The sequence below is a fragment of the Vibrio sp. GLN_1 genome (assembly GCF_043106015.1).
GTDB lineage: Bacteria > Pseudomonadota > Gammaproteobacteria > Enterobacterales > Vibrionaceae > Vibrio > Vibrio parahaemolyticus.
Window position 1 is genome coordinate 160646 of the sequence record NZ_JBICMD010000036.1, and the last position, 24533, is coordinate 185178.

Below are 24533 nucleotides of genomic sequence, written 5' to 3' on the forward strand. Positions count from 1 at the left end.
CATTTCAAGTGAAGGTTATTGAGGCGCTTTCATCGCTTCTGATTGATCGCCCGTCATCACGAAGTGCAACTCGCCACCCGGTTGGAACTCGGAATGGTCGAAGAAGAAACCGTCATCCAAAGCTTTGCCATTGATGGTGACAGACTTGATGTACATGTTGTCATCGGCGTTGTTCTCTGTGGTGATGGTGAACGTACCGCCTTTCACCGGAATCACCGCTTTGTCGAATAGCGGACGACCCACAGTGTAGATAGGCTCTGCTGCGTTCACTTGGTAGAAGCCTAATGCAGACATCACATACCAAGCGGACATTGCGCCCACGTCTTCGTTACCAATGACGCCTTCTGGCGCAGCGAAATACATGTCATCCAGAATGTGGTCGACGACTTGTTGTGTCTTCCAAGGTTCTGCTGTCCAGTTGAATAGGTAAGGAATGTGGTGCGAAGGCTCGTTACCAAACGCAACTTGACCAATCAAACCAGACATATCCGGTGTTTCTGTGCCTTGGCTTTCTGCGGTGAAGGTTGCTTCTAGGTTTTTCTGGAACTCAGCATCGCCACCCATGATGGTTTTTAAGCCCGCGATGTCATGCGGTACAAACCAAGTCCACTGCCACGCGTTACCTTCGGTGTAGTTGCCTGTCTCGTGTTCTGTGCCGTATGGGTCGAATGGCGTCATGAAGGTTTCATCAATCATCACTGGGCGCATGAAGCCCGTCACGCCATGTTCTGCGTATTCCGTTGGGTTGTAATCGAAGTACTTCTTGTAGTCTTTTGAGCGTTCAAGGTATTGCTCTTCCGCTTGAGTATCACCGGCTGCTTTGGCAATTTGTGCGATAGCCCAATCGTAGAACGCATTTTCCAGACCGTAAGAAACAGACTCAACCGTGTAGTCTTCAAATACAGGTTCACCATCGACACGCTGAATAGCAGGCGTGAAGCCGTTTTTCTCAATGTAATCGATGTGCTTGGTTAAAGTGCGATCCAATACGCCTTGATCCCAATCTGCTTGCAATGCAGGGTAGTTCTCGTAAGTCGAAGAGTCGATCGCGGCTTTCAGCGCCAGCTCTTTCTCTTGCTGAGTAAACTCTTCTGGGAACTTAGTGATCGCATCTGCAATCACTGCTACCGCTGGGTAGCCTACCATGGTGCCTGTTTCGTCACCTAAGTGCTCCCATTTCGGTAGCAAGCCGCTTTCAGTGTACTTCTGAACTAGGTTCTTCGCGTATTGCACCGCGCGAGTTGGCTCTGTGATGGTTTTCAGTGGGTGTAATGCACGTTGGGTATCCCATAGAGAGTAAACCGAGAAGTTTGGCTGCTCTTCTGTTGCTTGACCGTAAGCGATGGAGTATTCCCCTTCGCCTTCACGAATTGAGCCTTTGCCCATGCCACGGAATCGACCATCCACGTCTTGATGCACCATAGGTGCAATCTTGGTGTGGTAAAGCGCGGTGTAGAAGATCTCTTTCTGATCTTCTGTGCCCCCTTCGATAGAGAAGTTGAGTGCTTTTGCCCATTTCTCACGCGCGTTATTGCGCGCAGTATCGAAAGAGACATTCGCTTCGGCATCGTAGTTGTTTTCTGCGCCTTGTGGGTCAACCGCAGACAACGCCACTTGCGCATTTAACTCTTGTGAGCCTTCCTCTTCAAATTCGATGTAGGCAGTGACGTCCGCTTTGACACGTTTGATGGCATTGCCTTGGTCATCGTAAATCAATTCAGAAACGTGCTCTGCCGTTAGGCCGTCAACAGGCTCACCATTGGCAAGGATGTAGACGTCTTTGATCTTCTTATCGAAAGTCGCATAGAAGAAGATTTTTTGGTTTTTCGCCCAGCCAGAGAAGTGCGCTGCATCGCGCTCGCCTGTGATGGTATGACCGTCTTCGCTCACCGTCAGTTTGTTGCGCAGAGAGGTCGAACCCCAATCACTGTTAAGGATGGAGTTGAGGTCTATCTTCAAACGTTGTGGTTGACCTTGCGGGTAGGTGTAACGATGGAAGCCGACACGTTCAGACGCCGTAAGCTCAGCTTTGATACCGTTCTCAGCAATCTTCACAGAGTAGTAACCCGCTTCTGCCACTTCTGAGGTTTTGTCCATCTTGACTGAAATCGCTTCGCGGTAGTCGTCACTGTCTTCGATGTATTTAGCTTTATCTTCGGTAAACGGCAGGAACAGAATGTCACCTAAGCCGCCCATACCCGTGCCGGATAGGTGAGTGTGTGAAAAGCCAAATAGAGTCTTTTTATCGAAGTGGTAACCTGATGAAGAGTGCCAGCCGATCAGCTCGGTATCTGGAGAGAGTTGCACCATGCCTTCTGGCACAACAGGACCCGGGAAGGTGTGTCCGTTAAAGCCGGTACCAATGAATGGGTCGACGTATTTTAGGTTGGAAGTATCGACGCTTGGTGAGGTGTTATCGTCGTCATCGTTGCAGCCAGCCAAACCAATAACACTTGCAATCACTGCGGTGGCGATAGCGGTTTTCGTAAAGTTCATAATCTTGATTCCTTAGGCAGGAAGCGCGTCACTTCCTGCCACTGAGTTAATCTATCTACTTATTCTTTAAACACGAATTACATAAAACGTTACTGAGCTTGAAGCGCTTCTTGCTTGTCACCCGTCATGACGAAGTGAAGCTGGCCACCCGCTTTGATTTCGCTGTGCTTGAAGGTGAAGTTGGCATCCAGCGGTTTACCGTTGATGGTTACGGACTTCAAGTACTTGTTGTGTGGGCTGTTGTTGTCCGCGATGACTGTGAACTCGCCGCCTTCCACTGGAATGGTGATTTCATCAAACATAGGACGACCGATGGTGTAGACCGGATCTGCAGGCGTCACTTGGTAGAAGCCCATTGCTGACATCAAGTACCAAGAGCTCATCTGACCTACGTCTTCGTTACCAATCAAACCAGTTGGTTCGCTGGTGTACATCTCTGACATGATGCGGTCTAGGTACTCTTGCGCTTTCCATGGCTCATCGGTTAGCGCGTATAGGTAAGGAATGTGGTGCGATGGCTCGTTACCGTGCATGTACTGACCGATGTAACCCGTTAGGTCTGGCAGTTCTTCACCTGTGTTTGAAGAACGCGCATTGAATAACTCGTCTAAGTCTTCACGGAAGGCTTTCTCTGGCGTGGTGTCTTTGCCTTGCGCCAAGTCGGCTTGATAGATTTCTTGTTTCAGGCGATTGAAATCGTGCATTGGTTGGAACTTCCATTGCCACGCGTTCCCTTCGGTGTAGGCAAACTCGTCCACGTAGTAAGGGTCAAATGGTAGCAGTGGGCATTTCTCTTTCATCACACCTGAGCCTTCCGGCCATTCAACCATTTCACACTCATCCAAACGCTCTTCATCAATCGGTTGGTTGAACTCCAAAGGCGGTTTGTTTGGTGATGAGCTCAGCGGGTGGTTTTTCGGACGTAAGAAGCCAGTTTCCGCATCCCAATGGTTAAGCCAGTTGTCGGCACGAGTCATAAACTCTTCTTGCAGTTTTACATCGCCAGCCATGCGCGCGATTTCTGCCATTGCCCAGTCACCGTAAGCAAACTCAAGCGTGTAAGACGCACTGTTCCAGTAACCGTGATGAACAAAGCCGTTTTCTTCGTACACCTTCACTTGCACAACGTTTGCTGCGCCGATGTTGTTGTCTTCCGTCCAATCTGGGAATTCAGATGCCTCTTGGTAACGCACCGTAAACTCAGCCGCTTCTTTAGCCAGTTGTGGGTCGATGTCTAAGCCTTTCGCCATCGCGTCAGCAATGATAGAAACCGCAGGGAAGCCGATCATAGTACCCGTGTAATGGCTGTGCAGTTCCCATTTCGGCAAGATGCCACCGTCTTCGTATTTACGAATCAGGTCGTTGGCAAACTCTTCGGCACGTTCAGGATCGATGATGGTTTTCAGTGGATGCGCTGCGCGGAAAGTATCCCACATCGAGTACACGGAGTAGTTTGGCGTATCGCCCGCGTCTTTTTGAATGCGAGTACGCATCGCAGGGTATTGGCCGTCGACATCTTGGAAAATCATTGGCGCGATAGAAGCGTGGTAAAGCGCGGTGTAGAAGATCTCTTTTTGATCTTCCGTGCCGCCAGATACCATCATGCGGCTGAGCTCTTGGTGCCATGCATCGTTGGCTTGAGCGCGCGCAGTATCAAATGACACACCTTTCGCTTCTGCTTCTAAGTTCTTCTCCGCACCTTCTGTGCCTGTTGGTGACAAGCCTACTTGGATTTCTAGCGGTGTTGATGATGGTGCGAATTCTAGGTAAGCGATGGTTTTCACTGCGTCGATGTTGTCGTTGTTTACATCGATTTCCGTTTCTGCGCCGTCAACCAAAGCGATGGCTTTGACGATAGGTTGGTTGAAAGTGGCGTAGAAGTAAACGTGCTGGTTGTTCGCCCAACCGTTCGAGCTACGTAAACCGCGGATGGTGTAAGCGTCGATGAACTCTAAATCACCCTTCATGGTGCGGTTGTTGAAGTGACCTTTGTTGAGAGTGTGGTCTAAATCGAACTTGATGTGTGGCGTAGTGCCTTCTTTGAAGGTGTAGCGGTGGAAGCCAACACGTTGTGTGGTGGTTAGCTCGGCTTTGATTTCGCCTTTGTTCAGTTCAACCGCGTAGTAGCCCGCTTCTGCCGTTTCGTTGTCTTTATCGAAGGTGTTGAAAACGGCGTTTTCTTTCTTGGTAAAAGGCAGAACTAAGATATCACCAAGGTCGGTAATGCCTGTGCCAGAAAGGTGAGTGTGGGAAAAACCATACACTGGGATTTCAGTCAGCTTGCCGTGGTCGAAGTAACCTGCAGCAGAGCCCCAGCCTTCCATTTCGGTATCAGGAGAAAGTTGCACCAAACCGTAAGGCACAACCGCCCCAGGGAAGGTGTGACCATCTGCGCCTGTACCAATCAATGGATTGACGTATTGAGTTAGTGTGGTGTCGAGGGATGGAGTACCAGATTTGTTGTTGTCATCACTGTTACAACCAGCAAGACCAAACATGGCAGCGAGAATAGCGGTAGAGATAAGGGTTCTTTTTAGTTTCATTTTTTTTGGTTCCACTGAAGTGAAGTTTTTTAGGGGGCTAGGTGCCCCCTTTCGTTATTTGGATGGGTATCGGCTACTGCGCTTTCATCGCTTCAGATTTGTCTGAAGTCATGACGAAATGCAGCTCTCCACCGTCTTTCAAATCGCTGTGCGCGAAGCTGAAGTTGTCACTCAATTGTTTGCCGTTGATGGTCACCGACTTCACGTAGATGCTCTCTTGGCTGTTATTTTCTGAGGTGATGGTGAATTTACCGTCCGCGACTGGAATAACGGCTTTGTCGAACAGAGGACGACCGATGGTGTAACTTGCCTCGCCCGGTGTGACTTGGTAGAAGCCCAATGCAGACATCACATACCATGCCGACATCTGACCGACGTCTTCGTTACCAATCAGACCTTCATGGGTTGGGTGGTAGAACTCGTTCATCGCTTGGTCGACGATTTCTTGTGTTTTCCAAGGTTCTGCCGTCCAGTTGTATAGGTAAGGCACGTGATGATCAGGCTCGTTACCCATCACGAACTGACCGATGTAGCCAGACATGTCGTGTGATTGGCTCGTATCGGCGTTGGAGTCCGCATTAAACAGCGCATTCAAGTTAGCTAAGAATGCTGCTCTGCCTTGTTCTGTTACGTCTTCTGGAAGAGAGAAGTCGGTGCGGTCGATGTGCTCGCCGCCCATCACGTTAGCCAGACCGTTCAAGTTGTGCGGTGCAAACCATGTCCATTGCCATGTGTTGCCTTCGGTGAAGTCTTCACCACGGTGCTCGGCGCGGTAAGGCCAGAACACATCGCTTTCGTTGAGTGCTTTGCGGTCTTTACAGCCGTTGTAGTCCATACCGTCTGGGATAGACAGTGCCATGTTCTCGTCCAAACATTCGGCTTTCAGGTTGTTTGCCCAAACCTTGCTGCCGCTGTTCATGTAAGCCGGACGCATAAAACCCGTCGCACCCAATGCGTTGCCTTTGGTGTCTTGCAGTTTACCGTATTGCTCTGGGTTGTAATCGAAGTAGTTCTTGAACGATTCAGAACGTGCCATGTAGCGGTCGTACTGCTGGTCGTTGCCCGCAAGTTTAGCGATCTGAGCGATACACCAGTCGTAGTAAGCATTCTCAAGACCGTAAGACACTGACTCGTTCACGAGCTCGTCGTATTTATCGACTTTTAAGCCTTCTACGTAACCCGGTTTGTCACCAGAATCCGGCGCCCATTTGGTGTTGGCTGGAATAAAGCCGACGTCTTCTTGGTAGTCGTTATGACGTGTCATGACCGTGAAGCGTTTGTCACCGTTCCAAGCATCTTGGTAAGGCACCCAGCTTTCGGTTTTATCAAGGTTAAAGTTGACCGTTTCGTCAGCGGCTTTCAACGCCAAATCAAACTCAGCGGCAGTAAAGGCTTCTGGGTGTTTGACCATGATATCAGCAATAACCGAGACCGCAGGATGACCGACCATTTCACCGGTGTAATCCGAGTGCAGTTCCCATTTTGGCAGCACGCCGCCCGTTTGGTATTTGTTCAATAGATCGCGTGCGTGTTCAATCGCGCGGTCTTTATCAATGATGGTTTTCAGTGGGTGTGCGGCGCGGAAGGTATCCCACATTGAGTATACCGAGTAGTTCACTAAGCCGTCTTCTGCTTGGTGCACTTTGCCATCCATGCCACGGTATTTGCCATCCACGTCTTGGTATAGGAATGGAGCAACGAACGTACGGTAGAGCGAGGTGTAGAACATGGTTTTGTCGGCTTTGTTGCCACCTTCCAGTTCAAACTCGCCAAGGATGTTTTCCCACGCCAAGCGGTTTTGTTGTACGACATTGTCGAAGTCCCAACCGTTAGTGTCTGCTTCTAGGTTTTTCAGTGCGCCGTCAACGCCAGTGCCAGAAATCGCTACTTTGACCACCAATGGCTCATCGCTCTTACCAAAGTTCAAGTGAGTCAGGACATCGTTTGCGCGTTTTGCCAAACGTTCTGGATCAGGTTCTGGTTCGCCCGGCATTGGTTTGTGCTCTGCGTAACCGCGGTAATCTTCCAAGCCGACTTCGGTAGCGTCAGTTGGAGTGAGTTTGCTTTCAGAAGCCAGCTTGGTGTACAGGTTCTCTTCGACGATTGGATCAGAGAATTCTGCCGCGAAGAACACGGTTTGCCATTGACCCCATTCGTTTGAGGTACGCGCGCCTACGACGGTAGTGTCGTTAACGCGTTTGTAGTAGATGCTGCGAGAGTGGTTGCCGTATTGTTCCAACAGTTCGTGTTGCAGGTCGATACGTACTTTGCGGTCTTCACCCGGTTTGAAAGTGTAACGTTGGAACGCTACGCGGTCGGTTGCTGAAAGCTCGGCTTTTACGCCAGTTTCTACAAGGTCAACCGAGTAGTAACCAACCTCTGCCACTTCCGAGCTTTTATCCATGGTCACGGCATCGGTATTGAAGCCTGTGTATGGCAAGAAAGCGAAGTCGTTTAGATCGCCTTTACCTGCGCCGGAAATGTGGGTCATTGAGAAGCCAGAAAGCAGGCTGTGCACAGGATCGTATTCTACAGGCGAGCCTTTGCCATTCCAACCGTTTGGATCGAAGTTATCTGGTGACGGTTGAATCATACCTTCTGGCATGACTGGAGACGGGTTGACGTTGCCAAGACCTTTAGTGCCGATCAAGGTATCAACGAATTCCAAAGTAGGGGTAGAGATAACCGGAGTTTCCGGATCAGAGTCGCTGCCACAACCAGCAAGACCAAGCATGGCGGTTAACACTGCGGTAGAGAGTAGGGTTCTTTTTAGTTTCATTGTTTTTATTCCACGCGAAAAGGGGACACGAGGTCCCCTCAAAATCATTATTCGCCTAGGTTGGCTTGCATTGCTTCAGACTTGTCAGCTGTCATCACGAAGTGCAGTTCGCCGCCTGCTTTGAATTCGCTGTGCTGGAAGGTGTTGTACACATCCAGAGGCTTACCGTTTATGGTCACTTCTTTGATGTACATGTTGTCTGGACCGTTGTTCTCAGCCGTTACCGTGAAGGTGCCAGAGCCAATGTCTACCGTCGCTTTGTCGAAGATTGGACGACCGATGCTGTAGGTTGGATCGGTTGGCGAGATTTGGTAGAAGCCCAGTGCCGACATCAAGTACCACGCCGACATTTGACCCACATCTTCGTTACCGATGATGCCGTCTGGCGTCGGTTTGTAGAACTGGTCGTAAACTTGGTCTAGGTATTCCTGCGCCTTGTAAGATTCTTCAGTACGGTTGTACAAGTAGATAACGTGGTGCGAAGGCTCGTTACCGTGAATGTACTGACCGATGTAGCCAGTCATGTCTTGGTGCGCTTCGCCGCCATTTGGATCGGCAGTAAATAGGTTGTTCAGCTTGTCGTTCAGACCTTGCGTGCCGCCCATGATTTCAGTCAGCTTGTCCAAGTCTTGCATGAACGCCCATTGCCACTGCCACGCGTTACCTTCTGTGTAGTAGAACGCGTCAGACTTGTATGGGTCGAAGTCAGTAGAAGCGTATTTCAGCGCACATGGGTCGCCTTCTTTCAGCTCTGTTGGTACGAAGAAGCCCGTGCCGTCTGCGTTACCTGCTTCTGCATCCCAGTGTTTCAAAGAGTTGTAAGAACGAGCTTTGAACTCTTCATACGCGTCCATATCGCCAGCGGCTTTCGCCATTTCTGCGATCGTCCAATCGTAGAATGAGAATTCCAACGAGTACGACACTGAGTTCCAGTTCGGGTAACGAACACACTGTTCTTTCTCGTGGTAGTTCAACTGACCTGCCATAAGTGAACTTAGGATGTCGTCATGAATCTGTGGGTATTCATGCGGTGTGTAGCGAGCTGATTTTACTGATGCGGTGTAAGCCTGCTCGGCATCAATCAAGCCTTTGGTTACCGCATCGCCCAAAATTGCTGCCGATGGGTAGCCGATCATGGTGCCGGTTTCTGAGCCGTGACCTTCCCATTTCGGCAACAGACCAAACTCGTCGTTGGATTTACGAATCAAGTCTTTCACGTATAGCGTTGCTTGGTCTGGGTCGATGATGGTCCACATTGGGTGAACCGCGCGGAACGTATCCCACGTTGAGTAAATCGAGTAGTTTGGTGTGTCACCATCTTTCAGTGTGCGCACTGTGCCAAGCATATCGACGTATTGACCGTCCACATCGTAGAACTCGATTGGGGCGATCATCATGTGGTACATGCCAGTGTAGAAGTTGGTTTTCTCTGCGTCTGTGCCGCCTTCAACTTTGATTTTTGCTAGTTTCTCAGCCCACGCGTATTCCGCGTCTTCTTTCACTTGTGCTAGGTCGAAACTTGGTGCTTCCGCCTCTAAGTTTTTCTGTGCGCCTTGCCAGTTAACAGGAGAGATACCCACGCGGATTTCAATTGGTTCTTCGCCTGTGCCGAAGTTTAGGTAAGCGGTCAGATCATCGCCTGAGTAAACCGCGCCATTACGCATTTCGCGCGTTGGTTCTAGATCTTGTTCGCCCAACAGTGCTTTGGCGATTGGTTGGTTGAATTTCGCGTAGAAGAAGATGTCCTGACCTTGGTGATCTTGCCCTTGGAACCAGCCTGTTGATGTTTTACGACCGCGAATGGTGTATTCGTCCACCACTTCTACTTTGTTCTTCAAAGACTTGCCGTTGTTGTTCATTAGGGTATGACCTAAATCGAACTTCACGTTGCGGTCTGCGCCTTCAGCAAAAGTGTATTTGTGCAAACCAACGCGTTTGGTTGCGCTCAACTCTACTTCGATTTGACCTTGGTTCAGCTTGGTTTTGTAGTAGCCTGCGCTTGCTTCTTCATTGGCTTTGTCGAACGAGTTCAGCTGTGTGTTCGCCATGTCTGCGTATGGCAGAACCAAAATGTCGCCTAAGTCCGTTGCGCCTGTACCTGAAAGGTGAGTATGGGAGAAGCCGTACAGCGGAACGTCAGTGTTAACCACTTCGCCAGTTTCGTAGTTGGATGAATCCCAGTAGCCAGAAGCTGAGTGCCAAGGGTTAAGCCCTGATTCATGATCAGTGTTAGAACCGATGAAAGTATCTGGAGACAGTTGAACCATACCTGCCGGTACCGTCGCGCCCGGGAATGTATGACCAGAAGCTGCTGTGCCGATCATTGGATCGACGTATTTCAACACCGCAAGATCAACAATTGGATCGCCAGGCAGTGAAGAGGAAGAATCGTTGTCGCTGTTACAGCCAGCCAAGCCACCCGTCAGACCAACCAGGATAGCCAAAGAGATAAGATTACGTTTAAACATGTGCATACCGTTTTGTCGTTATTCGTATATAAAAAGTGTTTATAAGAGACTGTTTATAAAGGACTGCTTATAAAATTTGCTTGTAGGGATAGCCGGGAGATGCGCTCCCCCGGCTGAGTGGTCACTATTGGGATTAACGAGAACCTGCTGGCATCTCGTCTTCATGCAAGAACTCACCGATGCCTTGTGCTGGTGGAAGATCTTGCTCTAGAGAGCCCCAACGTTGATTTGGTTTGTCGCCCATCACGAACTCCAACTCACCGCCGTACATGATTTCGTCATGAGTCAAGTAAGTACGGTTGAAGTCTTTGCCGTTGTAGCGAGCCGATTGAATGAAGATGTTTTCGCGGCTAACGTTCTTCGCGGTCACCGTGAACTTCTGGTTGTTGCCGACATCGATAGACGAGCTTTCAAACAGCGGAGTACCGATTTCGTAGATGCCAGAAGAAGCGTTCACTGGGTAGAAGCCAAGTGCACGGAACACGAACCACGCAGAGAGCGTACCGAAGTCGTCGTTACCACAAATGCCGTCAGCGGTGTTCTTGTAGCAAATATTGGTTGCTGCGGCGATGGCTGCTTGACCTTTCCAAGGTTGACCGACGTAGTTGTACAAGTACGGCACGTGGATATCTGGTTCGTTACCTTGAACGTGCTGACCAACGTTACCTGTGTTGAACACTGGGAATTGGTTGTCGCCTGCGTTGCGGTCTGGGTAGGTTGACCAGTACTCATCTAAGCGTGCTGCGAACAAGTCACCGCGTTCTGCTTCAGGGTTTTGTGTCTTGTCGAAGCGTGTCATCAGGTCAATCAAGCCATGAATGTCGTGCTGAACACTGAACGAGTATTGCCAGCCGTTCGACTCAGAGAATGCCCAGTTGAACATGTCTGGACGCCAGTCTTTACCCACCGCGCGACCGGTGATTGGGTCTACCCAACCTGCATCGATAAACTCGCCATCGTAGTCACGGGCTTTGAACCAACCTTGGTATTGCTTACCGCCAAAGTCGAATTGCGCTTGCCAGTTTTTAGAACGGTTAGCGAACTCGGTGTAGCGTGGATCTTCTTCACCGAAGACTTCCTTGATCGATTGTGCGATTGCCCAGTCGTTCATTGAGTATTCAAGCGAGTAAGATGCTGTCCAAGAATCTTTAAATGGTGAGTGACCGCCGTAAGAATCTGGTGGAGTGTCGTGCAATTGCGCTGGTACGTAACCTTGTTTCTCGTACTCTTTGATCCATGCTACGCCTTGGCTCGTTGCGGCGCGTGCGTCTGTGATCATCGCTTCAACTAAACGCTCTTTTACGTCTTTGCGCTCTGCTTCTGTGAAGCCAAGATCGATCATGCGTTTTTCTAGTGAGCCTTTCGACAACACATCATGAATCACAGGCGTTGAGTGCATGCCCATCATCATGCCAGTTTCGTTGCCTTTGAATGTCCACTCAGGCAGACGACCTTTGCGCACGTTGCCTTTGTCATCTACCCATTCTTCTTCGGCGTAAGACAGCATAGACAGCACCACGTCTGCTAGGCGGTCTGGTTCAAGAATCGAAGACAGCGGTTGAACCGCGCGGTAGGTATCCCACAGTGAGAAAGTGTCGTAGCGCGTGAAGTCTGCTTTGCCATCTTTGTTAGCATCGGCAGTGCGGATCGACTCTTTCAGCGTATCAATCTTATCGCCCCAAGGCGTGTTGCCATCTGGGTAGGCGTTACGACCTTGGTGAACTTGGCGGTAGCGACCATCTAAGTCAGAGTGAATGGTTTGACCTAGGTACGAGTGGTACATCGCGGTGTAGAACGTCTGTTTGTAATCTTCGTCGCCAGAGACTTGGATCTTGCCGAGTTCGTCTTCCCATTTCTTCGTTGCCGCTTCGCGTACTTGGTCGAAGTTCATGCCCGCAACTTCTGTCATGTTAAGAGAAGCACCTGACTTGCCGTTCTCGCCGATCTCAACGTTTGATAGCGCTAATTTCGCTTCAACCGTTAAGCCGTCTTTGGATGTATCGAACTCAACGTAAGCGCGTGCGTATTGATACTTGCCACGTGTTTCGTTACCGATTTCTGTAATGCCTTCTGGCACGTCCATGTAACGACCTTGCTCTTTATCGTAGTAAGCAAAACGAACGTTTTTGATTGGTTGGTCGAATTCCATCACGAAGAATTCTTTTTGGCTTGGTGCCCAACCATCAGAGAAACGGTGACCTTCTAGGCGGTTATTTTCTTTGTCCCATTTCAAGTAAGAATCAGAGGTGTAGTCCCAGTTAATTTTGAAGCCAGTGTTCACGATGATTTCTGACTTCTCATCACGAGGGAAGGTGTAACGGTGTACACCAACGCGATCCGACGCCGTTAACTCGGCTTTGATGTCGTAATCCAATAGGTCGACTTTGTAGTAGCCTGCTGTCGCTTGTTCGTCACGATGTTGGAAGCGAGACGCTTCTAGGTTTAGCGTTGCCGAACCTTCATCAATCATGTAATCCGAACGCGAGTTGATTGGCATGACGAGAATGTCGTTCAAGTCGCCTGCACCTGCTCCGGAAAGGTGGGTATGAGAGAAACCGGAAGTACGTGCGTCGTGGTAGTAGTAGCCTGAAATGTATTCCCAGCCGTTAGAACCGTTGTTTGGAGAAAGCTGCACCATGCCGTGTGGTGTGGTTGCACCAGGGTAGGTGTTGCCTAGGTTACCTGTGCCGATGAATGGGTTGACGTAGCGTGTTACGTCCATATCGGTGAAATCTACTGGGATGTGAACGCCCATGTCGATTTCAGGTGTTTCTGGGTTTGGCTTGTCATCGCAGTCGCCATCGCCAACTGGAGGACATACTGGCTTGCCACCGTCAGGAATATCCGGCAGTGCAGGGTTGGTGTCACCGCCTTCATAAATGTTGGTTGTGTCGTCGTTACAGCCAGTCAGACCGACTAGACCACTTAAAACTGCGCAAGCGAGTAGGGAAGGTTTGAATTTCATTTTTAAAGCCTTGTAAATTGTAGGGTTATATAATTAAAAAAATCAGGGGTATTACTAAAACTTAAAAACTTGAAATAGAGCCCTTTGGGGGAAAGGGCTCTTAGGGGGAGGAGCTTAAGGTTTAAGCTTTCACAAGAGTCGTTGCGTTACGCATCGCTTCTTTCGTTGAACACTCAACAACGTTTGCTTTTGCAAAGCGGTGAGCGTCTTTTACTTGGATATCGTGAGCTAGAATAACCAGCTTCGCGTTTGCTACATCTAGGTCAGTGATGCGGTTCTGGATACCGTTTTGACCTTGAGTTTCTACTTTGATTTTCAGACCCGCTGCTGCACCTGCTTTCTCTAGTGCTTTCGCTGCCATGAATGTGTGTGCTACGCCTGATGGGCAACATGTTACTGCTACGATGTCGTACTCGCCTTCGCCTGCTGCTGGAGCCGCTTGAGCTTGCGTCGGTGCTGCTTCTACGATTTCGTCTTCTGCTTCTTCTTCAGCAACTGGTTTCCAGAAGCCAACGATAACTGCTGTTGTTAGTGAGCCTAGTGCGATACCTACAACGTACATTGGGATGTTGCTTGATACAGGTGCTGTGATTAGACCGCCCCATGGTGCGTGTAGTAGTACGTCTGTTAGGAAGCCGAACACACAGCCAACGATACCACCAGCAACGATTGAAGGAAGAACGCGTACTGGGTCGTTTGCTGCGAATGGGATAGCACCTTCAGAGATACCGATAGAACCCATGATTGCTGCTGCTTTACCTGCTTCTTGCTCTTGCTTAGTGAACTTCTTCTTGAATAGGAATGTTGCTAGTGCCATACCTAGAGGAGGCGTACAGATTGCGATACCAACACCACCCATTAGCCATGGTTGAGTATCAACTTGAGTTTGAGCGAATAGCGTTGCTACTTTGTTGATTGGACCGCCCATATCGAATGCAGTCATACCACCAAGAATCGTACCTAGAACCACTTTAGAAGCGCCAGCCATAGAAGCTAGGAATTCGTTCATAGAAGCCATGAAGATCTTGATTGGCTCACCGATACCCCATAGAACGATACCTGCAGAGATAAGCGTACCAACAAGTGGGTAGATGAAGTAAGCGCCCAACGCAGTCATGTTAGCAGAAAGAGGGATCTTCTTAAGTTGGAATACCACACCACCAGCGATGAAGCCCGCTACGATACAACCAAGGAAGCCGCCGCCCATGTCAGCCATGATGCCAGAAGAGATCATCGCTGGAGCAAGTGCCGGTTTGTCTGCAATTGAGTAACCAATGAAGCCACCAAGAATAATTGGGAACAGCACCAGACCTTTAATACCGATATTAGAAATATCCGCCAATAAACCGTCCGCAGGAACCGCACCTTTACCTGATGCCATTACCGCCAGCGCCAGTAGTACACCACCCGCAACGATAAATGGAAGCATGTGAGAAGTACCGAATAAAAGGTGACCTTTCATGGTACTGAGTAGTTTTTTGAAATCGCTATTATTAGTAGCTTGAGCTGTGATTGTACTCATAATTTCACGCCTTATGAATTAATTAAAATATTTAGTATTTGGTTTTCGTCTTTTGCGTTATGAATATCTTCAATAAACTCTTCGCTAAATTTTCCGAATAATTCTTGAAGAACATAAATATGGTGGTCGGCACCGTTATCTGGTGAAGCAATCATGAAGAATACGGTCGGTTTGACTCCCTCTTCGTCGCCATACTCGATGCCTTCGCGCTTTACGCCAACAGCGATTGCAGGCTCTGTGACCGCTTTGCTTTTTGCGTGTGGGTAGGCGATGCCGTCCATTGAAGTCACGCTTAATGTTTCACGTGCTTCTATGTCGGTTAAAAAAGCCTCTTTGCTGCTGATTCGATTATTTTCGAATAGCACTTGCGCTAGCTCTTCAAAGACTTCTTTTTTATTATTTGCTTGAAGATTGCCTTTAATTAAATTGACGTTTGTTAGTTCTGTAATCATTTTTTGACTCATTGGTACTGAAGTAATGAGTCAAATTTAATTAATGAAGTGGTTTTCGGAAATAGTAAAAAAAATACAATAACTATACTTTTGTATCACCCAAGCTTAAGTGTGATAGCCGTCATTAATAACGCGGAATATTATAAAATTTATTATGTGATTTATATTCCATTTATTTGTGGTGGCCGCTGTAGTTACAATAATTAAACGTGAGTGAAGGGCTGGTGGATATTTATGCGGTGATGATTGAACCGACAAATCGGCTCAATCTTGAGGAAAATCGTATTCGAAAAGTTCATTGATGATGGAAAGTAGCCACTTAAACATCGGGTTGCTACGGTTTCGATAATGCATGTAGAGCTCGATTTCCTGAGATTCTGACACCAGTGTTTCGACAATCGATTCTGCTAATGTCAGTTTTGAGAGTCGTGGGTGATGATTTTGTAGCAGATACATGGACGTGGGAAAGAGAACATCACTAGTGGCGGTAATTTCTAAAAGCGAGGCGATAGACTCAGATCGAAAGGCGACGTTGAATCCAAGTGTTTGAGATTGATCGAGTTGAATGATGCGAGGCTTTTTCTCGTTCCAATCTGGCACGATCGCACTGACGATAGGGAAAGAGGCAATGTCTTGCACCGTGACGATCTTCTCCGTCAGAGGGTGACCTTCTCTCGCAAAAATTTGGAAATGATCATTGGCTAAATATCGGCGAGAGATTTCTTTCGGAACGTTATTGAGGCTGTAGTTGATGCCAAGGTCAATGTCGCCATTCACCAGCCGGTTTAACGTTGTAGGCCCCCAGTTCTCGATGCTAAAAACCATGTTTGGAGCCAGTTTATTGAGCTTTAAGTAAAACTTCGCGGGCAAAGAGACGCCAAAAAAGTTGTTGATCGCAATTCGAATATGCGCAGCATGAGAGCCTGCATCAAAGTCATCCAAACCTTCGAGAACGATGGATAACTCGTCAATAATTCGAGGTAAGTTGTCTGCCAAGAGTTGACCTTTTCGAGTCGGTTTTAAACCATGCCGAGTGCGAACAAAAAGCTCATCGTTAAAGTGCTGGCGCAGTCGAGATAACGCGCGACTGACTGCTGGCTGAGTCATGTTCAGTCGTTTGGCAGCAAGCACGGTTTTCTGTTCTTCTGCGAGCACGATAAAAACCTTCAAGAGGTTAAGATCGAGCTGATGCAATAAACCTTTCGTTAATTTTCTGGATGGGGACATCGTTGATCACGTGGCTCAAATAGTGGTTTTTATACCAGCTAAACGTACCACACTTGTGGCCGTTTATTTATGCTCTATTTGGTATAGTTGACATAAACATAAGTCAATATCACCAAAGTGCTGTTGGAAGTAATGTGATTAGGAGACGTGTTGATTTCTTAAACAGGAGCACATTATGAACCTAAAAGCGGTACCCAAAGCGCTATTAGTGACCTTACTTGCGTCATCTTTACCACTTTCTTCCGTCGCTTATGCAGCGCCGAATGCCAATGAGTCCTCTCTTGTTCAACAGCAATGGGAAGGTAACTGGCCCACGCAAAACGAAGCGGAAAAACTCGTCCAAGAGTTGTATTACCAAAGAGCCATTAGTGCGTACTACCAAATGCAGCCTGCTATGAATGTGATTGGCATGCGTGATGGTTCGGAAAGTAAGTTTGGCAAGGGTTACAACGTGTTGCCAATTTGGAAAGACCGAATGGATTCGAGAACGTTAGTTCCGACACCAAATGCGGATGTTGTCTACTCTATGAACTATCTCGATCTGAAAGAAACAGGCCCGTTGGTTGTCGCAGCGCCGCCAAAAGTAATTGGCATGTTCACAGACTTTTTCCAACGAACGATCACTGATGTCGGTTTGATTGGCCCAGATCGTGCTCGCGGTGGCTTGTATTTGTTGCTCCCACCGAACTATGACGGACCTGTACCGAAAGGATATTTCACATTTACATCGAGCACCAACAACGTGTTCTTGTTCTTTAGAACCGTCATGAAGAAAGGCGAAAACGGCGCTGACCCATCAGATGCTGTCAAGATTGCAGAACAGACTCGTATTTATCCATTGTGGGATGAAGAGAAAAACATCCAACCGATGAAATTTCCAAACGCTTCTGGTCAACGCATCAACATGATGTACCCAACCGACTTCTCTTACTGGGAGAAAATGAAACAGTTTGTTGATGAAGAGCCAATTTCTGCCATCTCTCCAGAGCTACGAGGCGTACTTGCGTCGATTGGTATCGTAAAAGGTAAGCCGTTTAATCCCACCGTTGAAGAAAAACAACTGCTTGAGAAAGCGGTAAAAACCGCTCCTAAAATGATTACCGCGCAGCGCCTATTGGGCCGCAAAGACGAACGTAATCTTTACTACAAGGATCGTCAATATGAACGAGCTTGGGCTGGTGCGACGTCTGAATACATGCAGGAGTCATATTTGGACATTGACCAACGTGCCGCTTTCTTCCAGTATGCGTACTCTTCAGCGCCAGCGATGGTGATGCGTACGATGAATGCAGGCTCGAAGTATCCTTTCACTGTGCGAGATAGTAAGGGTGACATTCTAAATGGTAGCCATCAATACAAGCTTCATCTGCCTGCAAACCCACCAGCGAAACTCTTTTGGGCTGTGACACTGTACAACGTGGTGGATGGCACCATGCCAGAAACATCGCAGTTACTCCCTTCTAAAAATGGTTTTGACAACATAGAGAAAAACACAGACGGTTCAATCGATTTATATTTTGGACCTCAGCTTCCTAATGGCGCACCAGAGTCCAATTATATTAAAACCATTCCGGGCAGAGATTTCTTAACCGCAATTCGTTTGTACGGAACGGGTATTGAATTCTTTGACCAGACTTGGAAGCCTGACGACGTGTTAAAAATCAAATAGAAAGAATCAATATTTATAAATTTATTTGATGGTTTACAGAGGAGTAATTTAATTGCTCCTCTCGTTATTTTTTACAACCAAAAATGATGGCCATTATTTAGTCTATGTAACGATAATGATTAGGTCATAAAATGAAAATATTACAGTGAAAATCTTCGCTGCTTCGCTATTTCTTCAGTTCGTGAATCCTGCCGTTGCTAAATCGGATGATTCCGTACTACAAGGTATGCTGGAGCTACTTGTCGCTTACACTCAGCGGGCTACTTGTTCTTATATTTATGCAGCAAATCTAACGGGATGTGGCAGTAATCGTTTGGGAAACGAGTGAGCCTATCTTGATGCTCTTCGTCGCTTGGAACGTAGTTTTTTAGTGGTAATACTTCAACCGCAATCTTATCGGCATCGTCTCTTGTTGCTATAAACGATTTGGCGATTTCAAGGTGCTTGGTATCACGGCTGTATACGCCGGTACGGTATTTTTCACCAACATCGTCCCCTTGCTTGTTGATGCTATATGGGTCGATGATTTCAAAGAAATAGCCCATTAAGGTTTCAACCGACACTTGGCTTGGATCAAACTCGGTGCGAACGCATTCTGCGTAGCCATCGTATTCAGATTGAGTGTTATCCGTCTTGCCATTTGCGCGTCCAGCTTCGGTGCTGATTACGCCCGGAAGGTGGCGCATAAATTCTTGTACGCCCCAAAGGCAGCCGCCTGCGAAGTAAATCTCTTCCATCATTTTATCCTGTAAAATTTTGCGCCATTATGGACATCACCGTCATGCAAACACAACTCCTACCATAAAACAGGAACAAGGTTGCAGTGATTTGCTCTCTTTTTCATTCAAGTCGTCCTCGTTAGATTTGATGCCAATGCCAGCAATTATTGAATCACAAATACTTACGAAGAGAGCCAACATGAAAATAGAACATGTCGCAATTTGGACAGAGCGTTTGGAAGAGCTGAAAGGCTTTTATGAGAAATATTTTAACGCCGTATCCAACGATAAATACCACAATCCGAAGAAGCACTTCTCGTCTTACTTTCTTTCGTTTGAAAGTGGTGCTCGATTGGAGTTGATGTCGATGGAAGGAGTGACCACCTGTGAAAACTCTCACTCGATGCAAGTAACAGGGTTGGCACACTTTGCCTTCGCATTAGGATCAGAGCAGGCCGTTGACCAAATAACCAAAACCTTGGTGGAAGATGGTTATCAAAGGATTGACGGGCCGAGATACACTGGTGATGGTTATTACGAAAGCTGCGTATTAGATCCAGATGGCAACCGTATTGAGCTTACTGTTTAACGCGACTTAGCTTATTGATCCTGTTCACAGGCTGCTTTCATATGAAAGTATTCGGGCGTATACTGCAAGCTCATCAATAAGGAGCGAGCCTGTGAATCCAAGACAAAATGAAATCCTGCAATTAGTGAATGACCGTAAACGCGTTCAAGTGACGGAGCTTTCTGACATCATCGGCGTGTCGGGCGTGACCATCAGGCAGGATTTGAATTTTCTTGAGCAACAGGGCTACTTAAAGCGTGTTCACGGCGCTGCTACCGCACTGCAAAGTGATGATATAGATACCCGCTTAGAAGTGCGTTTTGATATTAAACAAACACTTGCTAACAAAGCCGCGGATTTGGTCGCACCGAATGAGACGGTGCTGATTGAAGGGGGCAGTGCAAATGCGCTGTTGGCTCGCACGTTAGCCGAGCGCGGCGATGTGACCATCATTACGCCATCGGCCTATATTGCGCATCTTATCCGCAATACATCGGCCAATATCATCTTGTTGGGTGGCGTGTATCAGCACCAAGGCGAAAGCCTCGTTGGCCCGCTCACCAAACTCTGTATTGAAAACATTCATTTCAGCACGGCTTTCTTAGGTATTGACGGATTTCACCAAGACACAGGTTTTACTAGCCGAGACATGATGCGTGCTGACATTGCAGAGGCCATTCTGGCAAAGAAAAGACGCAATATCGTCCTGACGGATTCCAGCAAGTTCGGTCAGATTTATCCTTCGTCGATTGGCAAGACAAACGAAATCTCAGTGTTGTTAACTGACAAAGCCGCTCCGAAAAGCGACCTCGAACAGTTGAAAAAACTCGGCGTTGAAGTGGTGTTGGGTTAACAACACAATACCGATGACTCAGTGACTCAGTGACTCAGTGACTCTCCGACCACACTGCAAACTCGTTTCCGCTTGGCTCAGTGAAGTGGAAACGACATCCGCCCGGAAACTCGAAAATAGGGCGGATGATTTGTCCGCCAAACTTCGCTACTTTTTCTAACGTGGCATGAATATCAGAGCTATAGAACACCAATAGTGCTGCTCCGTTTGAGGTTTGACTGACTTGTTCTGCCGAATAAAATCCGCCATCCAAACCTTGGCCAGAAAAGGCCGCGTAGTCAGGGCCGTAGTCGACAAATTGCCAACCAAAAACGTGCTCAAAAAACGCCTTAGTGGCACCGATATTGGGCGTACCAAATTCAACGTAGTTCAATTTTTCATGTTGATGCATGCGATATCCTTTCTGCTTGGTGATGTTTATTCAGTGTAATCACTCTCGCCACGAGATTCTCATGCTTTTGGTTTGTTTTTTAATCTAAATAGATGAAAAACGAAAACTTTCATCGTTTATCCCTATCAAATCTATCGCCAATTCCCATTAAACAAATGGAATCTTTGAAGATATATTCTTCGTGGGCAGAAAAGAGCTTTTGAATATCCATTTACCACTCGTGGACTAAATGGTTAGCACGCATTGGAGAGCAACCATGCAGATGTCAAAAAGCTTTTTATTAATTACAGTTGGCTTAGCCAGCACATCTCTACAGGCGCAAACCCTGACAAGAGATAACGGTGCACCAGTCGGTGACAACCAAAATTCAATCACAGCAGGTGAAAACGGCAGCGTATTGCTGCAAGACGTTCACCTGATCCAAAAATTGCAACGTTTTGCCAGAGAACGTATTCCTGAGCGAGTTGTACACGCTCGTGGCACGGGTGCGCACGGTGAATTTGTTGCGTCTGGCGATTTTAGTGATTTAACGGTATCCGCTCCCTTCACTGAAAAGGGGAAGGTAACTCCTGTTTTCGTTCGTTTTTCGACCGTTATTCACTCAAAAGGGTCGCCAGAGACGCTGCGTGATCCACGAGGTTTTGCCACTAAATTTTATACTGAACAGGGTAACTGGGATCTGGTAGGGAACAACCTGCCTGTGTTCTTCATCCGTGATTCAATCAAGTTTCCGGATATGGTGCACTCTCTGAAACCGTCACCAGTGAACAATGTTCAGGATCCAAACCGATTCTTTGACTTTTTTAGCCATGAACCAAGTGCGACTCACATGCTGACTTGGGTGTACAGCAATCTTGGTACGCCAGCGAGCTATCGCACAATGGATGGCTTTGGCGTTCACGCTTACAAGTGGATCAACCAACAAGGTGATGTGAACTATGTGAAGTTCCAATGGAAGAGCCAACAAGGCATTAAGAGTCTTCGTCCTAATGACGTGACGGAAATGCAGGGTAAAGACTTCAATCACCTTACGAATGATTTGTATGCCGAAATTGGTCGTGGAAACTACCCTAAGTGGGATCTGTACGTGAAGGTGTTGTCGCCAGAAGCGTTAAGCAAGTTAGATTACAACGGCCTTGATGCAACCAAAGTGTGGTTGAATGTACCGGATCGCAAAGTGGGCACAATGACGCTTAATCGTCTGCCGGAAAACTTCTTTTTAGAAACCGAACAGTCGGCATTCGCACCTTCAAACTTGATCCCAGGTATTGAGCCATCGGAAGACCGTTTGTTGCAAGGCCGTTTGTTTGCGTACGCTGACACTCAGCTTTACCGCTTAGGCGCGAACTTGTTCCAGCTGCCAGTGAACCGTCCGTTAACGTCTGTTAGTAACCATAATCAAAATGGTTTGAGCAATAACGCGCAGCTGAGCAATGGGGACGTAAATTATGAACCAAGCCGCAAGCTTAACTTGGCTGAAGACAATCAGTTTAAAGCGGTAGAAACCAAGCTCGTCGGTACGGTTCAGCAAAAAGCGATCAGTGAACCACGAGATTTTTACCAAGCTGGCGTATTGTACCGCAGCATGAATGAACAAGACAGAAGCGATCTGATTGGTAACCTAGCGGGCGACCTGAATAAGGTAATGGATAAAGACATCAAAGCGACGATGGTGAGCTATTTCTATCGTGCAGACAAAGAATACGGTTCGCGTCTTGCTGAAGCGACCGATACCAATCTCTCGCAAGTGAAAAACAAAGCGATGATGTAAGGCGTAAAGTTTTGGCCTGCGGGAGAAGTATCTGCTCTTTTCTGCCCGAAAATCAGGGCTCCCGTAGGCCATTTTCTGTCATTTTTAATGAGGATGGGTGAATGAAAAACGTATTCTTGCTCAGCTCTGTACTATTTTCTTTGGGTTTATCTTTTAGCTTGCTCGCCTCTCAAGATAAACTCGAAACTCAATATCAATCCTTAGTAGAGCTCTTTTTTGATGCTGCGCGCATTGGTAACAATGAAGTGGTTGAAACCTTTGTATCGCAAGGTTTCCCGATTGATCAACGCAACAATGAAAGTTACACCGCGCTAATGGTGGCGGCATATCAGGGTAATAAAGACACGGTACGGTTACTGCTCGACTCTGGAGCGAATGCCTGTTTACAAGACAAGCGTGGTAACACGGCCCTGATGGGGGCGCTGATTAAGCGCGAAATTAGTATAGCGAAAGACTTGTATCAAGCGGAATGTTCGCCCGATTTGCGCAACAAAGCCGGACTCGACTTGAAGACGTTTGCAGAGATTTATGGCCAGTCGGAAGTGTTGAAATCTCTTCAGAATAAATAGAGCAAAAACAGATCAAGAAAAACCAAGCAAGCAAATGATGAGTAAGACGCGATCCCAAAATAAGCAAATAAAAACGGCTCAGAAATCTGGGCCGTTTTTACACAAGGAAAGCGGTTAATTACGCGAAGCGCTCAACAATAATGTCATCGGCATTTGCAACAAACAGTGCGCCTTTTTCTTTCATCTCTGCGATCACGCTGTCGACCGTATCTGGCAGAACGGCGCGAGTTGCAGCTAGATTCACAATCACCTTAAAGCCGAGATCTAACGCTTGCATAACGGATTTCTTGACGCAGAAATCGAGCGCTAGTCCACCAACTACGACGGTATCTATTTTATTGCATTTCAGAAACTCATTTGCGCCCGTAGTTTTGGTGTCAGCCACGTCATGGAAGAAGATGCCGTAAGGGTGTGCGTCCGGATCCATCCCTTTATTAACTTGGAAATCGTAGTCAAGCACTGGAGGTAATCCATCCAGAAGCTCTACGCCTGTTGTGCCAAGCACACAGTGGCGATTCCATTTTACGTCGACATTTGGCAAGCCAACAGGCTCTAGCATGTTCGCGGGCGTTTCTGCATCCCAAGCAGCTTTCGGTGGGTGCAAGTCACGGCTTACTAGCTTCAAGCGACCTTTCGCATGGTTTTTTAGTAGCTCCGGCACGATGTCCAATGCGCCTGCTACAGGTAATTCATCTGGACAAAGCTCACTAAAGCCTTTCTCTGGATCAACGTCGATCACGGCTGTAGTTTGATAGTTAACTCGAACAGTCATGGCAGACTCCTTGTCTGTCTGATTGCTTGCGTTTAGCCACGCAAACAGTTTTGAAAAAAGGTCACTTCATCGCTTGTTAGCGTGTACACCATGGCTGGCTTACCGCCTTTGCCTTTGTTGGTGGACGCGACTTTGTTGGTCGGCTTCAACACACCTGAGTCGATCAAACGGCGTTTTATAGTCATGCGGCTGATGTCGATGCCAAATTCTTGATATGCAGAAATGATGTCTGCGACCAAAAATTCTTTATCGAGTGCGAACAGCAGCACTGATGTGTACTCAATCGAAGCACGCAGTTTCTGCCATGCTTTTTCGATGGTTTTTTGGTGGTCAAACGCTAGAGTTTCTTCTCCATTGAGGATCGCCTGCAATGGGAACCATTTGAGCTGACACTCGGGCACGCCAGCATTGTTGATTTGCTCGACGTTGTTGCGGTCAACTAATGCGTAATGGGTGATGTTTAAGCTCCAATCTTCCGGATCGCGCTTAGGATCACCGTCGATAAACGCTTCGCTGAAGTGACGAGGATAGGTATGAATCTTCTCGCGGCAAATGCGTCGGCGCGCCGCTTCAAAGTTTTCATCTGCCGGACGTCCGCCTTCGCTGGTCAAGTCTTTATCAAAGACAAACCCGCCCGGTAATGCCCAGACACCATGGTAAGGCCGATTCGGATTTGAACGTTTAATCAGCAACACTTCCAATCCTTTATCGGCACAGCCAGATAGCCTGAATGGAATAATGTCGACAGTTACGATCATGGTTGGGTCCT

General features: G+C 47.7%; 17 protein-coding genes. 5 read left to right on the forward strand and 12 right to left on the reverse strand.

What is annotated here, in order from left to right:
- Positions 1 to 15 precede the first annotated feature (15 nt).
- The 8 genes from ACF8OV_RS18570 to ACF8OV_RS18605 all read right to left on the reverse strand — a co-directional run bounded on the left by ACF8OV_RS18570 (position 16) and on the right by ACF8OV_RS18605 (position 16452).
- The gene (locus ACF8OV_RS18570) at positions 16 to 2496 is read right to left on the reverse strand and encodes a GH92 family glycosyl hydrolase (protein ID WP_276397701.1); all 2481 of its coding nucleotides are present in this window, start codon (positions 2494 to 2496) and stop codon (positions 16 to 18) included.
- Between the two features lie 89 nt (positions 2497 to 2585).
- On the reverse strand, positions 2586 to 5039 hold the full coding sequence (locus ACF8OV_RS18575; RefSeq protein WP_203504362.1) for a GH92 family glycosyl hydrolase: 2454 nt from the start codon (positions 5037 to 5039) through the stop codon (positions 2586 to 2588).
- A 73-nt stretch (positions 5040 to 5112) separates the two neighbouring features.
- Positions 5113 to 7818 (reverse strand): GH92 family glycosyl hydrolase, encoded by a 2706-nt coding sequence (locus ACF8OV_RS18580; protein ID WP_203504371.1) that lies wholly within the window; start codon positions 7816 to 7818, stop codon positions 5113 to 5115.
- 47 nt (positions 7819 to 7865) lie between these two features.
- Entirely contained in the window at positions 7866 to 10286 is a 2421-nt protein-coding gene (locus tag ACF8OV_RS18585; protein WP_029809482.1) for a GH92 family glycosyl hydrolase, read from the reverse strand.
- A 133-nt stretch (positions 10287 to 10419) separates the two neighbouring features.
- On the reverse strand, positions 10420 to 13251 hold the full coding sequence (locus ACF8OV_RS18590; protein ID WP_203504381.1) for a GH92 family glycosyl hydrolase: 2832 nt from the start codon (positions 13249 to 13251) through the stop codon (positions 10420 to 10422).
- Between the two features lie 121 nt (positions 13252 to 13372).
- Complete coding sequence (locus ACF8OV_RS18595) at positions 13373 to 14773, reverse strand: fructose-specific PTS transporter subunit EIIC (RefSeq protein ID WP_031855296.1); 1401 nt, start codon at positions 14771 to 14773, stop codon at positions 13373 to 13375.
- An 11-nt stretch (positions 14774 to 14784) separates the two neighbouring features.
- Positions 14785 to 15225, reverse strand: coding sequence for a PTS sugar transporter subunit IIA (locus ACF8OV_RS18600; RefSeq protein ID WP_203504383.1), 441 nt, complete (start codon positions 15223 to 15225; stop codon positions 14785 to 14787).
- 264 nt (positions 15226 to 15489) lie between these two features.
- A complete protein-coding gene (locus tag ACF8OV_RS18605; protein ID WP_025557018.1) occupies positions 15490 to 16452 on the reverse strand; it encodes a LysR family transcriptional regulator in 963 nt (320 codons plus the stop codon).
- A gap of 175 nt (positions 16453 to 16627) precedes the next feature.
- On the opposite strand from ACF8OV_RS18605, the gene ACF8OV_RS18610 reads away from it, so the two are divergent.
- On the forward strand, positions 16628 to 18121 hold the full coding sequence (locus ACF8OV_RS18610) for a DUF1254 domain-containing protein (protein WP_015312889.1): 1494 nt from the start codon (positions 16628 to 16630) through the stop codon (positions 18119 to 18121).
- 260 nt (positions 18122 to 18381) lie between these two features.
- On the opposite strand, the gene ACF8OV_RS18615 is transcribed toward ACF8OV_RS18610, so the two are convergent.
- Entirely contained in the window at positions 18382 to 18858 is a 477-nt protein-coding gene (locus tag ACF8OV_RS18615; protein ID WP_015312890.1) for a peptide-methionine (S)-S-oxide reductase, read from the reverse strand.
- 181 nt (positions 18859 to 19039) lie between these two features.
- Between ACF8OV_RS18615 and ACF8OV_RS18620 the strand changes: the two genes are divergently transcribed.
- Both ACF8OV_RS18620 and ACF8OV_RS18625 read left to right on the forward strand, forming a co-directional pair.
- The gene (locus ACF8OV_RS18620; RefSeq protein ID WP_005481479.1) at positions 19040 to 19429 is read left to right on the forward strand and encodes a VOC family protein; all 390 of its coding nucleotides are present in this window, start codon (positions 19040 to 19042) and stop codon (positions 19427 to 19429) included.
- 91 nt (positions 19430 to 19520) lie between these two features.
- Positions 19521 to 20261, forward strand: a complete 741-nt coding sequence (locus ACF8OV_RS18625) for a DNA-binding transcriptional regulator YciT (protein WP_005463954.1) — start codon at positions 19521 to 19523, stop codon at positions 20259 to 20261.
- Positions 20262 to 20295: 34 nt separating this feature from the next.
- On the opposite strand, the gene ACF8OV_RS18630 is transcribed toward ACF8OV_RS18625, so the two are convergent.
- Positions 20296 to 20652 (reverse strand): VOC family protein, encoded by a 357-nt coding sequence (locus ACF8OV_RS18630; protein WP_005463914.1) that lies wholly within the window; start codon positions 20650 to 20652, stop codon positions 20296 to 20298.
- A gap of 256 nt (positions 20653 to 20908) precedes the next feature.
- Between ACF8OV_RS18630 and ACF8OV_RS18635 the strand changes: the two genes are divergently transcribed.
- Positions 20909 to 22423 (forward strand): catalase, encoded by a 1515-nt coding sequence (locus tag ACF8OV_RS18635; RefSeq protein ID WP_029809477.1) that lies wholly within the window; start codon positions 20909 to 20911, stop codon positions 22421 to 22423.
- A 101-nt stretch (positions 22424 to 22524) separates the two neighbouring features.
- Entirely contained in the window at positions 22525 to 22992 is a 468-nt protein-coding gene (locus tag ACF8OV_RS18640; RefSeq protein WP_029809476.1) for an ankyrin repeat domain-containing protein, read from the forward strand.
- 118 nt (positions 22993 to 23110) lie between these two features.
- Here ACF8OV_RS18640 and ACF8OV_RS18645 read toward each other — a convergent pair whose 3' ends face one another.
- Both ACF8OV_RS18645 and ACF8OV_RS18650 read right to left on the reverse strand, forming a co-directional pair.
- Positions 23111 to 23764: a nicotinamidase gene (locus ACF8OV_RS18645; protein WP_017447976.1), complete on the reverse strand. Its 654-nt coding sequence runs from the start codon at positions 23762 to 23764 to the stop codon at positions 23111 to 23113.
- A 32-nt stretch (positions 23765 to 23796) separates the two neighbouring features.
- Positions 23797 to 24522, reverse strand: coding sequence for an NUDIX domain-containing protein (locus ACF8OV_RS18650; protein ID WP_005463941.1), 726 nt, complete (start codon positions 24520 to 24522; stop codon positions 23797 to 23799).
- Positions 24523 to 24533 lie beyond the last annotated feature (11 nt).